The sequence below is a fragment of the Microcoleus sp. A006_D1 genome (assembly GCF_036702805.1).
Classification (GTDB): domain Bacteria; phylum Cyanobacteriota; class Cyanobacteriia; order Cyanobacteriales; family Microcoleaceae; genus Microcoleus.
Window position 1 is genome coordinate 17,077 of record NZ_JAUBVZ010000009.1, and the last position, 16,240, is coordinate 33,316.

Consider the following 16,240-nt stretch of genomic DNA (forward strand, 5'->3'; position numbering starts at 1 on the left):
TTTGGGGCGGTTTTTTTTTGTGGTAAGCTTAGAGCAACTGTTGAAAAAGGAGAATAGTTATGTTTGTTCAGACTCAAAGACGGCTATTTACAGTGCAAGAATATCACCTGATGAGTGAGGCTGGCGTATTTAGAGATAATGAACGAGTAGAACTTATCGAAGGAGAAATTATCCAAATGGCAGCAATTGGTAGACGCCACGCCGCCCGTGTCGATCGCCTTGCGCGAATGTTCAGCCGCATTCCAGAGTCGCTGGTGATTTTCCGAGTGCAAAATCCTATTTGCCTTAATGATAACTCAGAACCGCAACCTGATATTGCTTTAGTCCAACCCCGCGCTGATTTTTATGAAGAATCCCTGCCAAATAGCGGGGATGTTTTGCTGTTGGTAGAGGTAGCAGATAGTACCGTTAATTATGACCGCGATGTGAAAGTACCGAATTATGCGCGATCGGGCATTCAGGAAGTATGGCTGTGGGATCTTGAAGCGAACTGTTTAGAAGTTTACCGCAATCCTACGGCAAATGGCTATACTTCAATCCAAAAATTTGAGCGGGGAGAAATTGTTTCGCCACTAGCTTTTCCTGAATTTGCGGTGAGTATTGATTTGATTTTGAGTTAGGGAAATTGGGCTATATTATGTGTATGTGGGTACTCCGCTGAAAGTGGCTAAGTGTGATCGCTGTCTCTCTCATCTAAATAGTGATGCAGGTAATTGACTACACAGTTATGATATGATTCCTTAAGAATTTCACCCAAAACAGCTTCACAAAAAGATATGCCCCAATATCCAGAGATTTCTTACGCACGTATCCTGTCTGAGCTTTCTGTTAATCGCAAAGACCCGTGCGAAGTCATCCGAGAGTTGATATCTAACTCTTATGATGCTTCAGCATCTCGAATCGAGATATACCCGCTAGTGCAGTCGCAATATAAAGGATTTATATACTTTGACAATGGTACGGGTTTAAGCGAAGAAGAAGAGATAAATGAAATAACTCCTTACAGAGCATTTTTCTCCATTGGCAAGTCTACTAAAATACAGGGAGAGTCTATAGGTTACAAATGTCAAGGGTCAAAGCTGTGCTTTGCTTCCCAACAAATTACTTTGATAACACGCTGTAAAAATGAGGAAAACTGGCGTTCAATATCTATTGATAATCCGAAGCATAAGTTGAATCAAGAGTATGACATCCAATCTCAAACTGATTGTAGTCCTTGGGAAACATTGAAGAAGATATTTATACATAATAATAAAACGACAACCAATATTTTGGAAAAGTTTAACCAAGACTTTTTTGTCAACCAATTTTCTACAGGAGCTATGATCGTTGTTCACAAGCTTGAGGTGGAAAATTTTTCTGAATTTTACGATGCCGAGGAAGATGGTACAACCAAATGGTCATATCTCAAACATTACATACGTTTTAACACAAAGCATGGAGACATGAGGATTCTACGCCCTGATGAAACAGATTTTCCAGATGCTCAATCAGTCAGTTTTAAAAAGTCTTTAGGATACAACGAAGATTGTGAATTATACCTGTGTACAACAAATAAACTTGAAAAACTTAAGGCAGGATATCCCTACTTAGGGAAGCCGGATGAGCAAGATAAATTGCAGATCAAAAGCCCTGCTAAAATAGCTAGATTAAATGATGGGAGATTTTTTGGTCGTGGGGCTGCCACTTTCCGTTTTCAAGATACAACATACTGTTTAACTCTAGCAATAGATGGTAATCGCCGAGCGCTAGATAAGCATGAAGAATTGGATAGAAAGGGCAAGAAAAAATCTGGAATTCGATTAACCGATCAAAGAGGCACATTTATTTGCTCCGACGGTGTAAAAATTTGCGAATACAATGAGCTATTTGAACATAGCAAGCTGCAAGATTACGCAGTCCTTGGCACGGCAAGTGGACAGTTACACTATATTTTTATGATTAATGGCACTTTTGATGTTGTGACTAACAGAAATTCTTTGACTGACACTTCCTTAAGCATACTAAAAGACGATTCTTTTATCGATAATATCAAACAGTTTTTTGACAAAGCAAAAAGTAGAATTAATGCTTTTATAGAACTTATAGACAGGCTAAATAAAGAGGATCGGGATTTAAAACTAGAGGCTTATACTAAAAAGCTGATTGAGCTAAAAGAAGGGATTCAGGACAGAACAAGGTTTACTGTACGCGATATCGATCAACTCAAAGAAAAAATTTTGGTGGAGCCTGGGGTTGGAGAAGAGCATTGGGTAGGAGCATTGTACACAATGTTTGCTCATTTTGTACCCCAGGAATCGCAGTACGCTGATATTTGGCTGCGTCCGCTTACCTTCTCTGGCATGGGAATTGATAGCGTTGCTGTTAGTATTGGCGAGAAAACCCTAGCAACTAAGATTCAGAAGGCTCTTGAGTACAAGTACACTCTCTCGCCTAGTGATGAGTTTAATCATCCGTTGAAGTTGACTGACCAGATTGTATGCTGGGAGATGACGATTCCAAAAGAGGGCGAGGATATTAGTGACTCATACGAACATTTTGGAAAGGTATCGTTAACTGAAGAGCTTAAGGAAATAGGATACAAAATTATAAAGATTCAGAGTCGTGATGGGGAATGGCATGACGGGGAAGTCAAAGTAATTAGCCTCAAAAATCTCATCAACAAGACTTTTGACTGCGAATGGGTAACTCCACCACCAAAAGCAACCAATTCCAATAAAAGAAAAGGCAGTAAAAAGTCAAAATAACTAGGAACTTGGAATAATTTTCACTGATAGGCAAAATTGCCAAATGAAACTCAGCATAAGTTCAGCAATGCCGATCGCTCTTTTTTTACAGCAGAAATATCGCCAGTAAGGAAAGTGCGATCGCACATCCAAAAAATCCGAAATTAATTATCTTTTATTTTTCATAAATTTCAGGATTTTTATTAAAACTTCACATCCTCATGGAAGTTTTATAAAGATTTAATCTTTACCCAACATAAGTGCTAGTATTATAAACCTAAAGCTAGGGGTGCCCGCAGATCCGGGCTGAGAAAACACCCTTAGAACCTGAGTCTGGGTAATACCAGCGGAGGGAAGCTGTTTATCAAGGAATTCAATATTATGCGTACCGAATGGATCGCTAAGCGTCAGGGGCAAGCCAATGTATCTCAAATGCACTACGCTCGTCAAGGTGTCATCACTGAGGAAATGGACTATGTTGCTAAGCGAGAAAATCTCCCAGCAGAATTGATCCGCGCCGAAGTAGCACGGGGACGGATGATTATTCCGGCTAACATCAATCACACGAATTTGGAGCCAATGGCGATCGGCATTGCTTCCAGATGCAAAGTCAATGCTAATATCGGTGCATCTCCCAACTCTTCCAATATGCAGGAAGAAGTTGATAAGCTGAAATTAGCAGTCAAATACGGCGCTGATACCGTGATGGACTTGTCCACCGGCGGCGGTAATCTGGATGAAATTCGCACTACAATTATCAAAGCTTCACCAGTGCCGATCGGTACAGTACCGATTTATCAAGCACTAGAAAGCGTTCATGGTAACATGGAAAGTCTGACCGCCAATGACTTTCTGCATATCATTGAAAAACACGCTCAACAAGGTGTTGATTACCAAACTATTCACGCCGGAATTCTGATCGAGCATTTGCCATTAGTGAGAGATCGCCTGACTGGAATTGTATCTCGCGGTGGCGGCATTTTGGCGCGGTGGATGCTGCATCACCACAAACAAAATCCTCTCTACACTCACTTTAACGACATCATTGAAATCTTCAAAAAATACGATGTTTCGTTTAGTTTGGGAGATTCTTTGCGCCCCGGTTGCACTCACGATGCGTCGGATGCGGCTCAATTAGCTGAACTCAAAACTTTGGGACAATTAACTCGCAAAGCTTGGGAACATGATATCCAGGTAATGGTGGAAGGCCCGGGCCATGTACCGATGGATCAAATTGAGTTTAATGTCAAGAAACAAATGGAGGAATGTTCGGAAGCTCCTTTCTATGTTTTGGGGCCGTTGGTGACAGATATTGCACCCGGTTACGACCACATTACCTCGGCAATTGGGGCGGCGATGGCTGGTTGGTACGGTACTGCGATGCTTTGCTACGTAACGCCGAAGGAACACTTGGGATTGCCGAATGCTGAGGATGTCAGAAACGGGCTGATTGCTTACAAAATCGCGGCTCACGCTGCGGATATTGCGCGGGGCCGTCCGGGTGCGCGCGATCGCGATGATGAACTCTCTAAGGCGCGTTACAATTTCGATTGGAACCGTCAATTTGAGCTATCGCTCGATCCAGAAAGAGCGAGGGAATATCACGACGAAACTTTGCCGGCGGATATCTACAAAACTGCGGAGTTCTGTTCGATGTGCGGGCCTAAGTTCTGTCCGATGCAGACGAAGGTTGATGCGGATGCTTTGACTGAGTTGGAGAAGTTTCTTGCTAAGGAACCTGTAGCCCAAAGCTAATCTTAATCAGGTGGGCGGATTAATTCGCCCACCTGATTAATTCACAAGGCACTAACTTTTTGTTTGGTAGGGGACAAAACATTCTGGATAACTTCTTGAGCCACAGCTTTAACTACATTAATACTGACGCTATTGCCCAGTTGATAGTAAGCTTTATCATCATTGGGATGCAGTACAAAACTATCGGAAAAACCTTGTAACCGTGCGGCTTCGCGGGGAGTAATTCGGCGGACTCGGTGGTTATGATAAACACCTAATTTATTCGCATCGCTGGCAACAATTGTTACAGAAATCTTCTGCGGATCGAGAAATTTATATACTTCAAAGGAAAAGTTACCCGATACAGGTTTGTACAAATCGTTGTTCCGCTGTAGGTACTTCTTGGCAACCAGTAAATCCAGAATTTCATCGAGATTGGGATGAGCAAAAAAAGTAGCGATTTGCTCTTTAGTTAATAGCTTGCCATCTTGGTCATGCCCAAATTCTTTATTTCGCCTTTTCAATATAAAACGATTCATCAACTCAATTTCGTCTAAACTGCACTCGCCTCGCAAACCTAGTTCCCAAGAATGAATCGAATTGCCGCCGCGATAGTCAATTAGCCGGATTCCGTGCAAGTGGTTGAAATCATTCTTGACGATTGGTTTCAATGCCTTGACAAATTCTGGCGAGCAATCATATTTTGGCTCGGGATTGTCTTCCAAAATATCTGCAACTACGACGGGTTTACTTAAGGGGGAAAATAAGGATAGCTGTTGATGGTTACAGGAATGGGAATCTTTTGGCCCCAAGTCGGAAACTAACCCAAATTGGGGCGAAGCATTTAAAATTCCTACTAGGTAAACTCGGACGCGGTTCTGATTAACTTTTCGGGCGGGCTCGCGTGCCCACCCCACAAGAGAGAGTTTCAAGAAACAGGATTGTAAAAATTAGATGCGCGCCAGCTTATTTCTTGCTAAGAATCCATTCTTTGAGATCCGCGATCGTAAAAACGGTCTGAAAATCCAATCCCGCCTCGCGATACAACTCCCCTCCACCTTGCTCCCTGTCGATCAGCGACAACACCCGATCGACCTTATAGCCAGCACCCCGCAGCCTCTCCACCGCCTGCATCGCCGACTTACCCGTTGTTACGACATCTTCCAACACCGCAACATTCGTCCCAGAGGGCAACACAGGCCCCTCAATATACGCCATTGTGCCGTGTCCCTTCGTCTCCTTGCGGACAATTAGCGCTGGAATCGATCGACCTTCCAGAGCCGAAACCACGCTCACCGCAGTGACAATCGGGTCAGCACCCAAAGTCAAACCGCCCACAGCTTGCACCTGAGGCGGCAGCATCGAGAGGAGTACGCGCCCCGTCGCCAAAGCACCTTCAGCGTGCAAAGTCACCGGTTTGCAGTTGATATAATAAGAACTTTTCTGCCCCGAAGACAGTACAAAATCGCCCTCGCGATAGGCAAACTCGCACAATAAATCCAAAAGTCGATCGCGCAACACCTTTAAATCAGCAGCATTCATAACTCACACCGTGTAAAAAACACAAATAATCCGCCGATAATCAGTTTATATTGGAACCGTAATTAATCTAGAAACTGAAATATATGAGTCAAAAGTTAAAAAGCCTGAGCGGCGCGTTGATTCTCGCTGTCGCCTCTGCCGCACTGGCATCAGTGAAACCAGCTCAAGCAGAACCAGCTCGATTTCAACCGATTAGCGACGACTTCAACCGACAATTCTTTGAAGCTTCAGGAGACTTTTACCACAACGTCAGCTTGCAAGGTTACTTTGGCGACTATTTAGGCATCGGTTCCCCCAGCGGCGTTGTTGCCTTTCCCGAAAAAGAAATTGAGCGAGATGCCAGCCGCGTTAACGGGATGTACCGAAGAGTCATGCAGCGGCAAGTTTCCAGCGATCCGATTCTCCGCGTCCCGGATGCCACCAATCCCTTTGATGCCTCAATCATGGCTTTGCCTCCAGCTTGCCAAACAGCACCTCAACCGAGCGGCTGTTTTGCCACTCCCGCCGGAGTCCAAGAGCAGCTTGTACCTCAAAGACAGCAGCAAGAGCCACAGACAGCTCCAGGCTCGGTGAGAGGACTGTACAATGTATCGCCGGCTGGTAGAAATTAATTACCGATTTGCGATCGAAATTGTTTGTAGTCAGGACTTTAATCCCGATCGACTAAAAGTCACACAGAGCACTGAAGTCCTCACTACAAACCTGCTCAAATTGGTTCGCAGTCAGGACTTTAGTCCTCCTAAAATTCTCAGGACTAAAAGTTCTTACTACAAACTTATGATGAAACAATGCTGCCGTCAGGCATGATTGTTCCTTTCAAATAAGCACCACCGAGATTAGCTCCCGCCAAGTTCGCTCCTCTGAGATTTGCCCCCGTCAAATTCGCTCCCCTCAAGTCAGCTTTGCCAAGATTTGACCAGCGCAAATCGGCAGCGATCAACTCCGCAAAACTGAGATTTGCCCTAAAAAGATATGCGCCAGTGAAGTGAGCTTCGCCGAGGTTAGCTTTAGACAAATTAGCTGCATAACAATGCGCTTCAATCAATTCCGCTTGAGTGAGATTAGCTTGACTGAGATTAGCATGATTGAAGTGAGCGCCGATCGCATTAACTCGAAACATTACCGCACCGATTAAATTCGCATCTTTGAAATCGGCTTGTTGGAGATTGGCAGCGGTGAGATCTGCCCCAATTAAATTAGCACCGCTCAAATCAGCTCCCCTGATGTCGGCTGCTCGGAGGTTTGCTCCAGTTAAATTAGCTTTCATCAAATTAGTTTCGAGCAGTTGCGCTCCGGCAAGATTGGCTAAACTCAGGTTAGATTCGGCGAGGTTTGCCGCAATTAACTTAGCATTAAATAAGTCTATTTTACAAAGGTTAGACCGCCCGAGATGCGCACCTCTGAGATTTGCTGATGCGAGGTTAGCTTCGCTGAGGTCAGGTTGCAGATTCGGGTTGAGATTTCTCCATTCAATCCAAGTAACTGCCCCTTTTTTCAGCAGCGCTAAATGCTGTGTGTTTGCCATAATTGCATCTCCTTTAAGGGCTATTCCTTGCGACCAAAAATTGCGGGATTTTCCCGGCCCGTCACGCTTTCCACTGCCGCAATTGCTGCCCGGGAACCTGCTAAAATATCTTGTTCTGAGCCGCCGAGGTAAAGTCGCCCAAAACTGCCGACAGCCTGAACTTCTAAGATGTTAATCGATGCGCCTTTTTCTGCTTCATTGGCCGCCAGCGCTGCATAGGCCGCTGGTTCTACTTCTAAGACGTAAAGCGTTTGTCCCGCCAGCAGCAACTGTCCGCGCCTAGTGCGGTTGATTAATTGCGTTTGGTGCGGGTCAATGTTGCGAATAATTTGGCTGGAAATCACCCGCGGTTTGATACATTCTTCTCTGCGGACTCCGATGAATTCTAGAATTGCTTTGCCGGCGGCCCGGGTTTCCCCCTGCTGGCTCGAGTGTACTTCCAGCAAGCCGTACAAGCGCTCGACTATCTGGATTCCGGGGCGCACGGAGGCAGATTTGAGGGCGACATCGGTAATTCGGTTAATTTCGATACCGGGCGAGATTTCTATCCACAGCGACGCATCCCCCGGCAGCGGCAAGAATCCGGCGGCGATGGTGCCGATGTATGCTGCGTGCTGCGGCTGCAAGTTGTCTAGAAATACGTAGCTGCGTAGCTCTATACCCAATTTATTTTGATCTCCGTCGATCGAGCTTTAAGTGTGGTCTGTCCAATACCTGAGTTTACCTTTTTTTGTCAACAGTAGATTGTCTATTATGTTTGGCGCTTCAACCTCACAAGCAACCAAGCTGTAAAGCGCGCGCTTGTCTCTTGCTGGAATGCCACAGCAAGTCACGTTTCATTTGATGCGCCTGCTAAAAACAAATAGGATATCAATCTGTAGTAATAGCTGGAGTTTATCAATCTTTACTGCTACAGGTGGATTTAACTTTAATTGCCGATCGATATAGTGGTGATAGTTAAACATTTTTGCCAACAGAGAGCATTTGAATTATGAAACGTTCTGACTTATCCAAAGCAATCGGTGCAGGTATTATCGCTGCTGGTTTAGCCATTGCACCAGCTCATCTGCCTGCTTCTGCTCAGACAAATACAGCTCCCGGTACTAACAGCAGAGATACCACCACCACCACCACCACTCCTCGCTCCGATGTCTACAGTGCTGAAAACGATCGCGATTTTGACTGGGGATGGTTGGGCTTGCTCGGCTTGTCGGGTTTGCTCGGTTTGATGCCCCGCAAACGCGAAGAAAATGTCCGCTATACCACTACTACAACGGGCGATCGCGACCCCGCAGTTCGTACAGATTACCGCTAATGCTCCAGCATAACGGGCTGTGGGCATGATGCAGGGACAGGATGTTTTAACCTGTCGGACGATCGCGAATAATCATCAAAAAACCTCCATCTGTGAGGTTTTTTTATGTACGGTTCGATCGTTCGGACTTTAGTCCTCAGAAAGAGAGGACTAAAGTCCGAACGATCGAACCTATATTATTTATTTCTTCTTTTCTTCTACCTTTCTTCCTTCGCGTCCTTAGCGCCTTCTTGCTTTCGTTAAATAAAGATTTTTAGCAGGTAAAAACAATTTAAACAATATTTTTGTTCGATCGCTCCACGAGCAAATCCAACATCGCCTGCACCAACTTGTCAGGATCTAAAGGCTTAGAAAGATGGCGCCCGAACCCCGCAGCCAGGGCTTGCTGATAATCAATTTCTCCAGCATAAGCTGTCAGGGCGATCGCAGGCACCAGTCCGCCTTGCTCGGGCGGCAGAGCCCGCACCTGCCGCAGCAACATATAACCGTCAGTGTCCGGCATTCCAATATCGCTCAACAGCAAATCTGGCACAGACTGAGTTAAAACCGCCAAGGCATCGTCGGCGTTAGAAACTGCTGTCACGGTTGCGCCACAATCCTCAAGCAGAAAAACCACCAAATCTCGCGCATCAGCATCATCATCCACCGCTAACACCCGGATACCGCTCAAATTGAAGGATGACTCCGGCGGTGTTTGTGCAGGACTTGTCTGAGGTTGCAACGGCATCAGGGGTATGCTGACTGTAAATGTCGCGCCTTGTCCTTCGCCTGCACTGTCCGATTTGACTGTGCCGCCGTGGAGTTCGACGAGATGGCGGACGATCGCCAATCCTAAACCCAATCCGCCAAACTTGCGCGTAAACGTGCTGTCTGCTTGCCGGAAATAGTCGAAGACGTAGGGCAGAAAATCCGGTTCAATGCCTTTGCCCGTATCAGTTACAGTAATTTGAGCGTCGTTGTCAACCCGATCGAGCTTGACATCGATTTTGCCCCCGGGGGAGGTGAATTTGACGGAATTTGACAGCAAATTCCAGAATACCTGCTGAAGTCTGCCCGCATCGCCCAACACTCTTGCCAGATTTGGGGTAAATTGAGTGCTGATTTGAATCGATTTAACTTCCGCCGACAGACGCACCGTTTCAATGGCACTGGCGATCGCCCCGGCTAAATCCACAGGTACAATATTCAAGCTGACTTTGCCTTGCAGAATCCCCGACACGTCGAGCAAATCTTCGATTAGCTGGGTTTGCAGTTTGGCATTGCGCTCGATCGTTTCTATGGCGTAGCGCTGTTTTTCCGGCGACAGATTGTTCGATCGCAGCAGCTTAGACCAGCCCAAAATCGGGTTTAAGGGAGTCCGCAATTCGTGGGACAAAACAGCCAAAAATTCGTCTTTGACGCGGTTAGCGCGTTCTGCTTCCTCTCTGGCGGCCTTTTCTCCGGCTAGCAAGCGTTCCCGTTCCGCTGCGGCAAGTTGGCGCTCGGTAATGTCGGTGTTGGTGCCGCACCAGCGCAGCACATTACCTCGATCGTCGCGAATCGGCACGGCGCGGGAGAGAAACCAGCGGTAAGATCCGTCTGTGCCACGCAAGGGAAAAGTATCTTCCCAGAGTTCGCCTGTTTCAACACAGCGTCTAAATTTTGCGACAACCCGATCGACGTGTTCCGGGTGCTGCACCTGCTGCCAGCCCCAGCCTTGCATTTCCTCTAGAGTGGTGCCCGTGTAGTCAAACCAGCGCTGGTTGTACCAGAAAATCCAGCCGGTGGCATCTGTCATCCAGGCCAACTGGGCGATGTTGTCAGCTAGGGCGCGGAACCGATCCTCGCTTTCGTGCAAGTCTTGCAGGGCTCGCGCGTGCAGGATCACCGTCCAGAGGCGAGCCACCATTTCTTGCATCAGCGAAACTTCATCATGCCGCCAGTGCCGAACCGCCTTTGATATCACCGACAAAACAGCCACCCAGCGCCCGTCCTGAAGGCAGGGAACCCCGACCAAAGCGCGAATGCCAACGCCACCGTATTTATCGACAAAAGGCGCTGTATCCGGGTAATTAGCGATATCTGAGATGACTGCGGTTTGACCTGCCTGGTACAGAGCTTTCTGTTGTGGCGTATTAAAGTCTGAGATTTGATAGGTACCGGCGATGCTGGCAAGCCCGGGCTGGTGCCAATCTCGATCGACAATTGCCAGTCCGGCTGCTGCATCGATATCGTGCCAGATGCAGCGATCGACCTGTAAATATTCTCCCAGACTGCTGGTGGCTTCCCAGAACATTTCTTGGGGGTTGGAGCGCTGCCGCAACCGAAGTTCGAGCCCGGAGAGAAACTGTTCGTGGAGTTGGGTTTGTTTGCGATCGTGAATATCGGTATTCGTGCCGATCCACTCGACAATCTCGCCCTCTGCGTCGCGAATTGGCACGGCGCGGGACAAATGCCAGCGTTCCATTTGGTCGGAGGCCCGCCGCAGGCGCAGCTCAACTTGATAAACTTCTCCGGTGATTTGACACTCTTGCCAGCGGGCAGCAGATTCTGCCAAATCGGACGGCGGCACTAGGGAATCCCAATTGTTTTGAGCGGCTTCCTCGTAAGACATTCCCAGATATTCCGACCATTTTTGATTGGCAAAGCGAAGTTCTCCGGCGGTGTCTACATTCCAAATCAGGTGGGGGAGAGACTCAGCCAAGAAGCGGAAGCGGCGGTCGCTTTCTGCTAAGCTTTCTTCGGCTTGTTTGCGATCGTCAATATCAATCCCGATCCCCACCCATTGCAGCACCTGTCCCTCCCCGTCTTTGATGGGTACAACTCGCTTTAGATGCCAGCGGTAGATGCCGTCAAACCTGCGTACCCGACATTCAAATTCGTAGGCGAGTCCTGCTTGAATCGCCTGAGTGCGCGTGGCGACAACTGCGGGCAGATCAAGAGGATGAAATATTTCTAACATCGTCACAGCCACAGGTAGTTCGGGCATCCAGCCCGTGTACCTTTCCCAGTGCTGGTTGCAAAAATCTAACCTGCCGTCGGCGGTGTTGCTCCACATTAACTGCGGCACCGCATCGGCGATCGTGCGATAGCGATTTTCGCTTTGGCGCAGTGCTTCTTCTGCTTGCCGGCGCTCGGTTTTGTCCTGCATGATTTTCAGGAAACCTTGGAGCTCGCCTGCTGCGTCGCGCAGGGGCATCACCAGCCCGCTGCCCCAAAAGCGGCTGCCGTCTTTGCGGAGGTGCCAGCGCTCGTTTTCTCCTTTTCCCTCAGTCAGGGCAAGGTGCATTTCTAGTTCCGACTTGCGGGCGGCAGAGTCTTCTGGGGTGAAGATGATTCGTCCGTGCCGCCCGACGATTTGGGCTTCAGCATAGCCCAACACTCGCTCCGCGCCTGCGTTCCAACTGGTAATGTGTCCGCCGGTGTCGAGGGTGATGATGGCGTAGTCTTTGGCGCTGTCGAGAATCAACTGCAAGTGGGTTTCGCGATCGCGCAATGCTGCTTCTGCTTGTTTGCGCTTGGTGATGTCGGTGGTGAAGCCGACAATTTTGGTCACTTCGCCTTGCTGGTTGCGGATCGAACAGCCGCGCTCCCAAACATCGATCCAGCGCCCGTCTGCGTGCCGGACTCGGTACTCGCCTTCGTAGCGCTCCTGTTTTAAGGTTAATTCCGCTCCGGCTTCGATGCGCGCCACATCGACGGGATCGATGCGTTCTTTCCACCACTCTGGTGTTGCTTGTGCATCCTCTGGGCGGACACCGATGAGGGAGTACAGTCCCTCGGAACGGTAAACCGTGTTCGATGCGAGATCCCACTCAAACACGATGCCGTCGATCGCCTTTGTAGCTAACTCGAAGCGCTGGTTGCTGGCTTGCAAATCGAGTTCGGCTTGTTTGCGATCGGTAGCATCAAATACTACTCCGATAAACCGCACTGCAACGCCTGCTGCGGTGTCGTAGAAATAGCGCCCGAACACGCTCAACCAGCGGATTTCTCGTGTGTCTGCCCGGATGATGCGGTACTCGATCGAGTAGAGCGATCCTGTTTCCCGAGATGTTTTGACTGCGTGCATGACTCGCTTTAAGTCGTCTGGATGCACGCAGTTTTTCCACACAGCCACTGTTGTTTCCCCGCCCGGTGCCGGTTCGCAGCCAAAAATCCTGAAATGGTTCGCCGACCAAATTACTCGATTTGTTCGCACGTCTAGATCCCAGGTTGCCATGCCTGAGCCTTCGATAGCGAGGCTCAAACGTTCTTCGCTTTGTTGGAAGGCTGTTTCTGTTTGTTTGCGATCGCCGATATCGGTCAGGAAACCCACGGCGCGCACGGGATTGCCGGATTCGTCCCAAATTGCTCGCCCTCTGGCTAAAACCCATTTGTAGCGCCCATCGGGACAGCGGATGCGGTATTCGCAGCAGTAATGTGAGGTTTCTTGATGCAAGTGCTGCTGCCAAGTGCTCTGCATTCTCTCCAAATCGTCGGGATGAACCCAGCTCAAATATTGGCTGAAGTGCTTGACTTCTTCGGGCTCGCGTTCCAAAATCTCTAAACAGCGATCGCTCACAACATGGCAATTTGTTTGTAAATTATGATCCCAAATGCCGTCGTTGTTGCCCTGCAAGGCTAGCTGCCAGCGTTCTTCGCTTTCTCTGAGGGCTTCTTTGGTTTGATTAGCGCGATCGATTTGTAGGGCGGCAACGGCAAAGTCTGCTAGGGCAAAAGCGATCCGCAAGTCTTCCGCATCGAACTGGCCCGAATCGTGAGATACAATCCAGATTGCTCCCAGCGGTTGATTTTCTGCTAGCAGTGGCAGGACTAATGCTTCGGCGATCGGCATTTCTAGCTGCTGCAAGTCGGTGAAGTATTGTTCTGGATGCAAGTAAAGCTGGGGAGTTTGGAAGTCTAGATTTGTTCCTGACAAACGCAATGTAGGGGGTGTGTTTGTGCGTTCTGCGGCTGCCCACGCGCCCGCCAAGGCTTCCCAGCGAAATATTTGTTCTGATGTGGCATTTTCTTCTAACAAGCCGACTCCGACGCTGCCTGCGCTGCACAAATCTTGAGCGATCGCCACGAGTGTTTTCAGCAGCGTGTGCGGCGAGGTTGCCAGTTGTCGGGCCAGCGTTTGCAGCGCTAGGTTTTCTGCTTGCAGATCCCGATGGCGAGGATTGCGGCGCGACAGTTCCTGGGCGATCGGAATGTCGGTTAAGTTAGTTTGTGAGGTTTGCCAAGGTTCCATCAATTAGTCGTCTCTACGTCTTTCGGTCTGAGCGGGCAATGTCGTATTAGCGCGCAGTTAAATCATCTGCTATATTGTATTATCTACCCACAGACAGAAACAGTTATCTATCTTTAGCATTAGTTTTGAGTTTGCGGGCTAGATAATTGCCTTGTTTGTCTTTGCTCTTGCCTCCAGAATATAGTTTTAAATCCGATAAAATACAGGACACGGCAGTGCCGTTTCCCTACCCAAGCATCTGTACTTCCTTCCATCAAATGAAAACCCAAATATGCACAATTTTATTCCAGAATCGCGCTTTTTTCCCTATCTGACTTGGACAGAAATTCAGTCGATGCCGGATAAGGAAAATACTGTGATAATTCAGCCGCTAGGTGCGATCGAGCAACACGGCCCGCATTTGCCTTTAATTGTAGATGCGGCAATTAGCGCGGCGGTGACTGGTAAAGCACTGGCAAAGTTAGATGCAAGTATTCCCGCTTACGCTTTGCCGCCTTTGTACTACGGTAAATCGAACGAACACTGGCATTTTCCTGGTACAATTATGCTCAGCGCTCAGACACTTTTAGCCGTAATTGGTGAAATTGCTGACAGTATTTATCGGGCAGGATTTCGGAAATTGGTGTTGATGAATGCTCACGGCGGACAGCCGCAGGTGATGGAAATTGCGGCGCGGGATATTCATCAGAAATATCAGGATTTTTCGGTGTTTCCGCTGTTTGTTTGGCGGGTGCCGAATGTGGCTGCGGAATTACTAACTGCGAAGGAGTTAGAATTGGGAATTCACGCGGGTGATGCAGAAACGAGTTTGATGTTGTCAATTTTGCCGTCACAGGTGAAAATGGATCGAGCAGTTTGCGAGTATCCGAGGGATTTGCCAGCAGACAGTTTGCTGAGTATGGAAGGTAATTTGCCTTTTGCTTGGCTGACGCGAGAGTTGACTGATAGCGGTGTGTTGGGCGATGCGACGGTGGCGACGCCAGAAAAGGGCGATCGTATTCTTGAATCTCTATCTGACGGCTGGGCACAAGTTATTAAAGATGTGCACAAGTTTCGACAGCCGGGAAGTAAGCTTTAGATGTTCAAGGGGGAGAGTGGGAGAGTGGGAGATGGGGAGATGGGGAGAGTGGGAGAGTGGGAGAGTGGGAGAGCGGGAAAATAGTCTCTCTTCCTTCTTCCTTCTTCCTTTTTCCCTCTTCCTTCTGTTATAAAATTCAAAAATTTGTTCTCATCCGTGTCAAAATAAGTATAACAAATTTTCTGAGTTGGAAGACTAACGATGAGTGTAAATTCTAAATTGCAGCGCGCATTTGAGCAAGGCCGCGCCCTGAAAATTATCAGCGGTTTAAATAATTTTGATGCAGCCAACGTTGCGGCTGTTGTCAAAGCAGCGGATCTTGGCGGTGCTTCGTTTGTTGATATTGCTTGCGATCGCGATTTGGTATTGATGGCAAAACAGTTGACAAATTTGCCAATTTGTGTATCGGCTGTGGAACCAGAAAAGTTTGTGGCTGCGGTAGAAGCTGGCGCCGATTTGATTGAAATTGGCAACTTTGATGCTTTCTACGCACTAGGCCGCCGCTTTGAAGCTGAGGAAGTTTTGGAGTTGACTCGCCAAACGCGATCGCTATTTGGGAATATCACGCTTTCTGTAACAGTTCCGCACATTTTGACCCTCGACAAACAAGTGCAGTTAGCAACAGAATTAGTCAAAGCTGGCGCTAACATCATCCAAACTGAAGGTGGCACTAGCGCCCAACCAATTCACGCCGGAACTTTGGGATTGATTGAAAAAGCAGCGCCTACTTTGGCCGCAGCCTTTGAAATTTCCCGCGCCGTACAAGTTCCCGTACTCTGCGCTTCGGGCATCTCCAGCGTCACCGCACCGCTCGCTATTGGCGCCGGCGCTGCGGGTGTGGGCGTCGGTTCTGCTGTCAGCCAACTTAATAGCGAAGTGGCGATGATTGCTGCGGTTCGCAGTTTGGTTGAAGCTTTGGCTTTGGTTTCGCGATCGCACTTTGTGGCTGCAATTTAATTAAGAAGTTCGGCAACGGATTTTGTAGCGGATGTAACGGATGGATTTTGGGGTTGAAGGGAGAGGAAATGGGGAATTGGGAATGGGGAATTGGTAATTGGTAATTGGGAAATTCTCCGACTCTCCCCCTCTCCGACTCTCCCCCTCT

The 16,240-nt window shown here is 48.2% G+C and carries 12 protein-coding genes and 1 riboswitch; of the genes, 7 read left to right on the forward strand and 5 right to left on the reverse strand.

Annotated elements, in window-relative coordinates; genetic code table 11:
• Window positions 1-59: 59 nt before the first annotated feature.
• From QUB68_RS17340 to thiC, 3 genes are all read left to right on the forward strand, one after another.
• Window positions 60-620, forward strand: a complete 561-nt coding sequence (locus QUB68_RS17340; RefSeq protein WP_332994737.1) for a Uma2 family endonuclease — start codon at window positions 60-62, stop codon at window positions 618-620.
• A gap of 156 nt (window positions 621-776) precedes the next feature.
• A complete protein-coding gene (locus tag QUB68_RS17345) occupies window positions 777-2,747 on the forward strand; it encodes an ATP-binding protein (RefSeq protein WP_332994739.1) in 1,971 nt (656 codons plus the stop codon).
• Window positions 2,748-3,001: 254 nt separating this feature from the next.
• Window positions 3,002-3,098, forward strand: a riboswitch (TPP riboswitch).
• Between the two features lie 9 nt (window positions 3,099-3,107).
• Window positions 3,108-4,481, forward strand: a complete 1,374-nt coding sequence (gene thiC / locus QUB68_RS17350; RefSeq protein WP_332994741.1) for a phosphomethylpyrimidine synthase ThiC — start codon at window positions 3,108-3,110, stop codon at window positions 4,479-4,481.
• A 41-nt stretch (window positions 4,482-4,522) separates the two neighbouring features.
• Here thiC and dcm read toward each other — a convergent pair whose 3' ends face one another.
• Both dcm and pyrE read right to left on the reverse strand, forming a co-directional pair.
• Window positions 4,523-5,377: a DNA (cytosine-5-)-methyltransferase gene (dcm, locus tag QUB68_RS17355; RefSeq protein WP_332994743.1), complete on the reverse strand. Its 855-nt coding sequence runs from the start codon at window positions 5,375-5,377 to the stop codon at window positions 4,523-4,525.
• A 49-nt stretch (window positions 5,378-5,426) separates the two neighbouring features.
• Window positions 5,427-6,002, reverse strand: a complete 576-nt coding sequence (pyrE, locus tag QUB68_RS17360; RefSeq protein ID WP_332994745.1) for an orotate phosphoribosyltransferase — start codon at window positions 6,000-6,002, stop codon at window positions 5,427-5,429.
• A gap of 83 nt (window positions 6,003-6,085) precedes the next feature.
• On the opposite strand from pyrE, the gene QUB68_RS17365 reads away from it, so the two are divergent.
• Window positions 6,086-6,613, forward strand: coding sequence for a hypothetical protein (locus QUB68_RS17365; protein ID WP_332994748.1), 528 nt, complete (start codon window positions 6,086-6,088; stop codon window positions 6,611-6,613).
• A 164-nt stretch (window positions 6,614-6,777) separates the two neighbouring features.
• Here the strand turns inward: QUB68_RS17365 and QUB68_RS17370 are convergent, their stop codons facing one another.
• Entirely contained in the window at window positions 6,778-7,527 is a 750-nt protein-coding gene (locus tag QUB68_RS17370) for a pentapeptide repeat-containing protein (RefSeq protein WP_332994750.1), read from the reverse strand.
• Between the two features lie 20 nt (window positions 7,528-7,547).
• Entirely contained in the window at window positions 7,548-8,192 is a 645-nt protein-coding gene (locus tag QUB68_RS17375; RefSeq protein WP_332994751.1) for a hypothetical protein, read from the reverse strand.
• A 326-nt stretch (window positions 8,193-8,518) separates the two neighbouring features.
• On the opposite strand from QUB68_RS17375, the gene QUB68_RS17380 reads away from it, so the two are divergent.
• Window positions 8,519-8,842: a WGxxGxxG family protein gene (locus tag QUB68_RS17380; protein ID WP_332994753.1), complete on the forward strand. Its 324-nt coding sequence runs from the start codon at window positions 8,519-8,521 to the stop codon at window positions 8,840-8,842.
• A gap of 271 nt (window positions 8,843-9,113) precedes the next feature.
• Here the strand turns inward: QUB68_RS17380 and QUB68_RS17385 are convergent, their stop codons facing one another.
• Window positions 9,114-14,057: a PAS domain S-box protein gene (locus tag QUB68_RS17385; protein WP_332994755.1), complete on the reverse strand. Its 4,944-nt coding sequence runs from the start codon at window positions 14,055-14,057 to the stop codon at window positions 9,114-9,116.
• A gap of 271 nt (window positions 14,058-14,328) precedes the next feature.
• Here QUB68_RS17385 and QUB68_RS17390 point away from each other — a divergent pair, with 271 nt between their 5' ends.
• Window positions 14,329-15,135: a creatininase family protein gene (locus tag QUB68_RS17390; RefSeq protein WP_332994759.1), complete on the forward strand. Its 807-nt coding sequence runs from the start codon at window positions 14,329-14,331 to the stop codon at window positions 15,133-15,135.
• Between the two features lie 201 nt (window positions 15,136-15,336).
• Complete coding sequence (locus QUB68_RS17395) at window positions 15,337-16,092, forward strand: DUF561 domain-containing protein (protein ID WP_332994761.1); 756 nt, start codon at window positions 15,337-15,339, stop codon at window positions 16,090-16,092.
• The last annotated feature ends 148 nt before the right edge of the window (window positions 16,093-16,240 follow it).

Excerpts from the sequence above, each read along its gene's own strand:
- QUB68_RS17340 (WP_332994737.1), top strand. The coding sequence starts at position 60 with ATGTTTGTTCAGACTCAAAGACGGCTATTTACAGTGCAAGAATATCAC.
- QUB68_RS17345 (WP_332994739.1), top strand. The coding sequence starts at position 777 with ATGCCCCAATATCCAGAGATTTCTTACGCACGTATCCTGTCTGAGCTT.
- thiC (WP_332994741.1), top strand. The coding sequence starts at position 3,108 with ATGCGTACCGAATGGATCGCTAAGCGTCAGGGGCAAGCCAATGTATCT.
- pyrE (WP_332994745.1), bottom strand. The coding sequence starts at position 6,002 with ATGAATGCTGCTGATTTAAAGGTGTTGCGCGATCGACTTTTGGATTTA.
- QUB68_RS17365 (WP_332994748.1), top strand. The coding sequence starts at position 6,086 with ATGAGTCAAAAGTTAAAAAGCCTGAGCGGCGCGTTGATTCTCGCTGTC.
- QUB68_RS17370 (WP_332994750.1), bottom strand. The coding sequence starts at position 7,527 with ATGGCAAACACACAGCATTTAGCGCTGCTGAAAAAAGGGGCAGTTACT.
- QUB68_RS17380 (WP_332994753.1), top strand. The coding sequence starts at position 8,519 with ATGAAACGTTCTGACTTATCCAAAGCAATCGGTGCAGGTATTATCGCT.
- QUB68_RS17385 (WP_332994755.1), bottom strand. The coding sequence starts at position 14,057 with ATGGAACCTTGGCAAACCTCACAAACTAACTTAACCGACATTCCGATC.
- QUB68_RS17390 (WP_332994759.1), top strand. The coding sequence starts at position 14,329 with ATGCACAATTTTATTCCAGAATCGCGCTTTTTTCCCTATCTGACTTGG.
- QUB68_RS17395 (WP_332994761.1), top strand. The coding sequence starts at position 15,337 with ATGAGTGTAAATTCTAAATTGCAGCGCGCATTTGAGCAAGGCCGCGCC.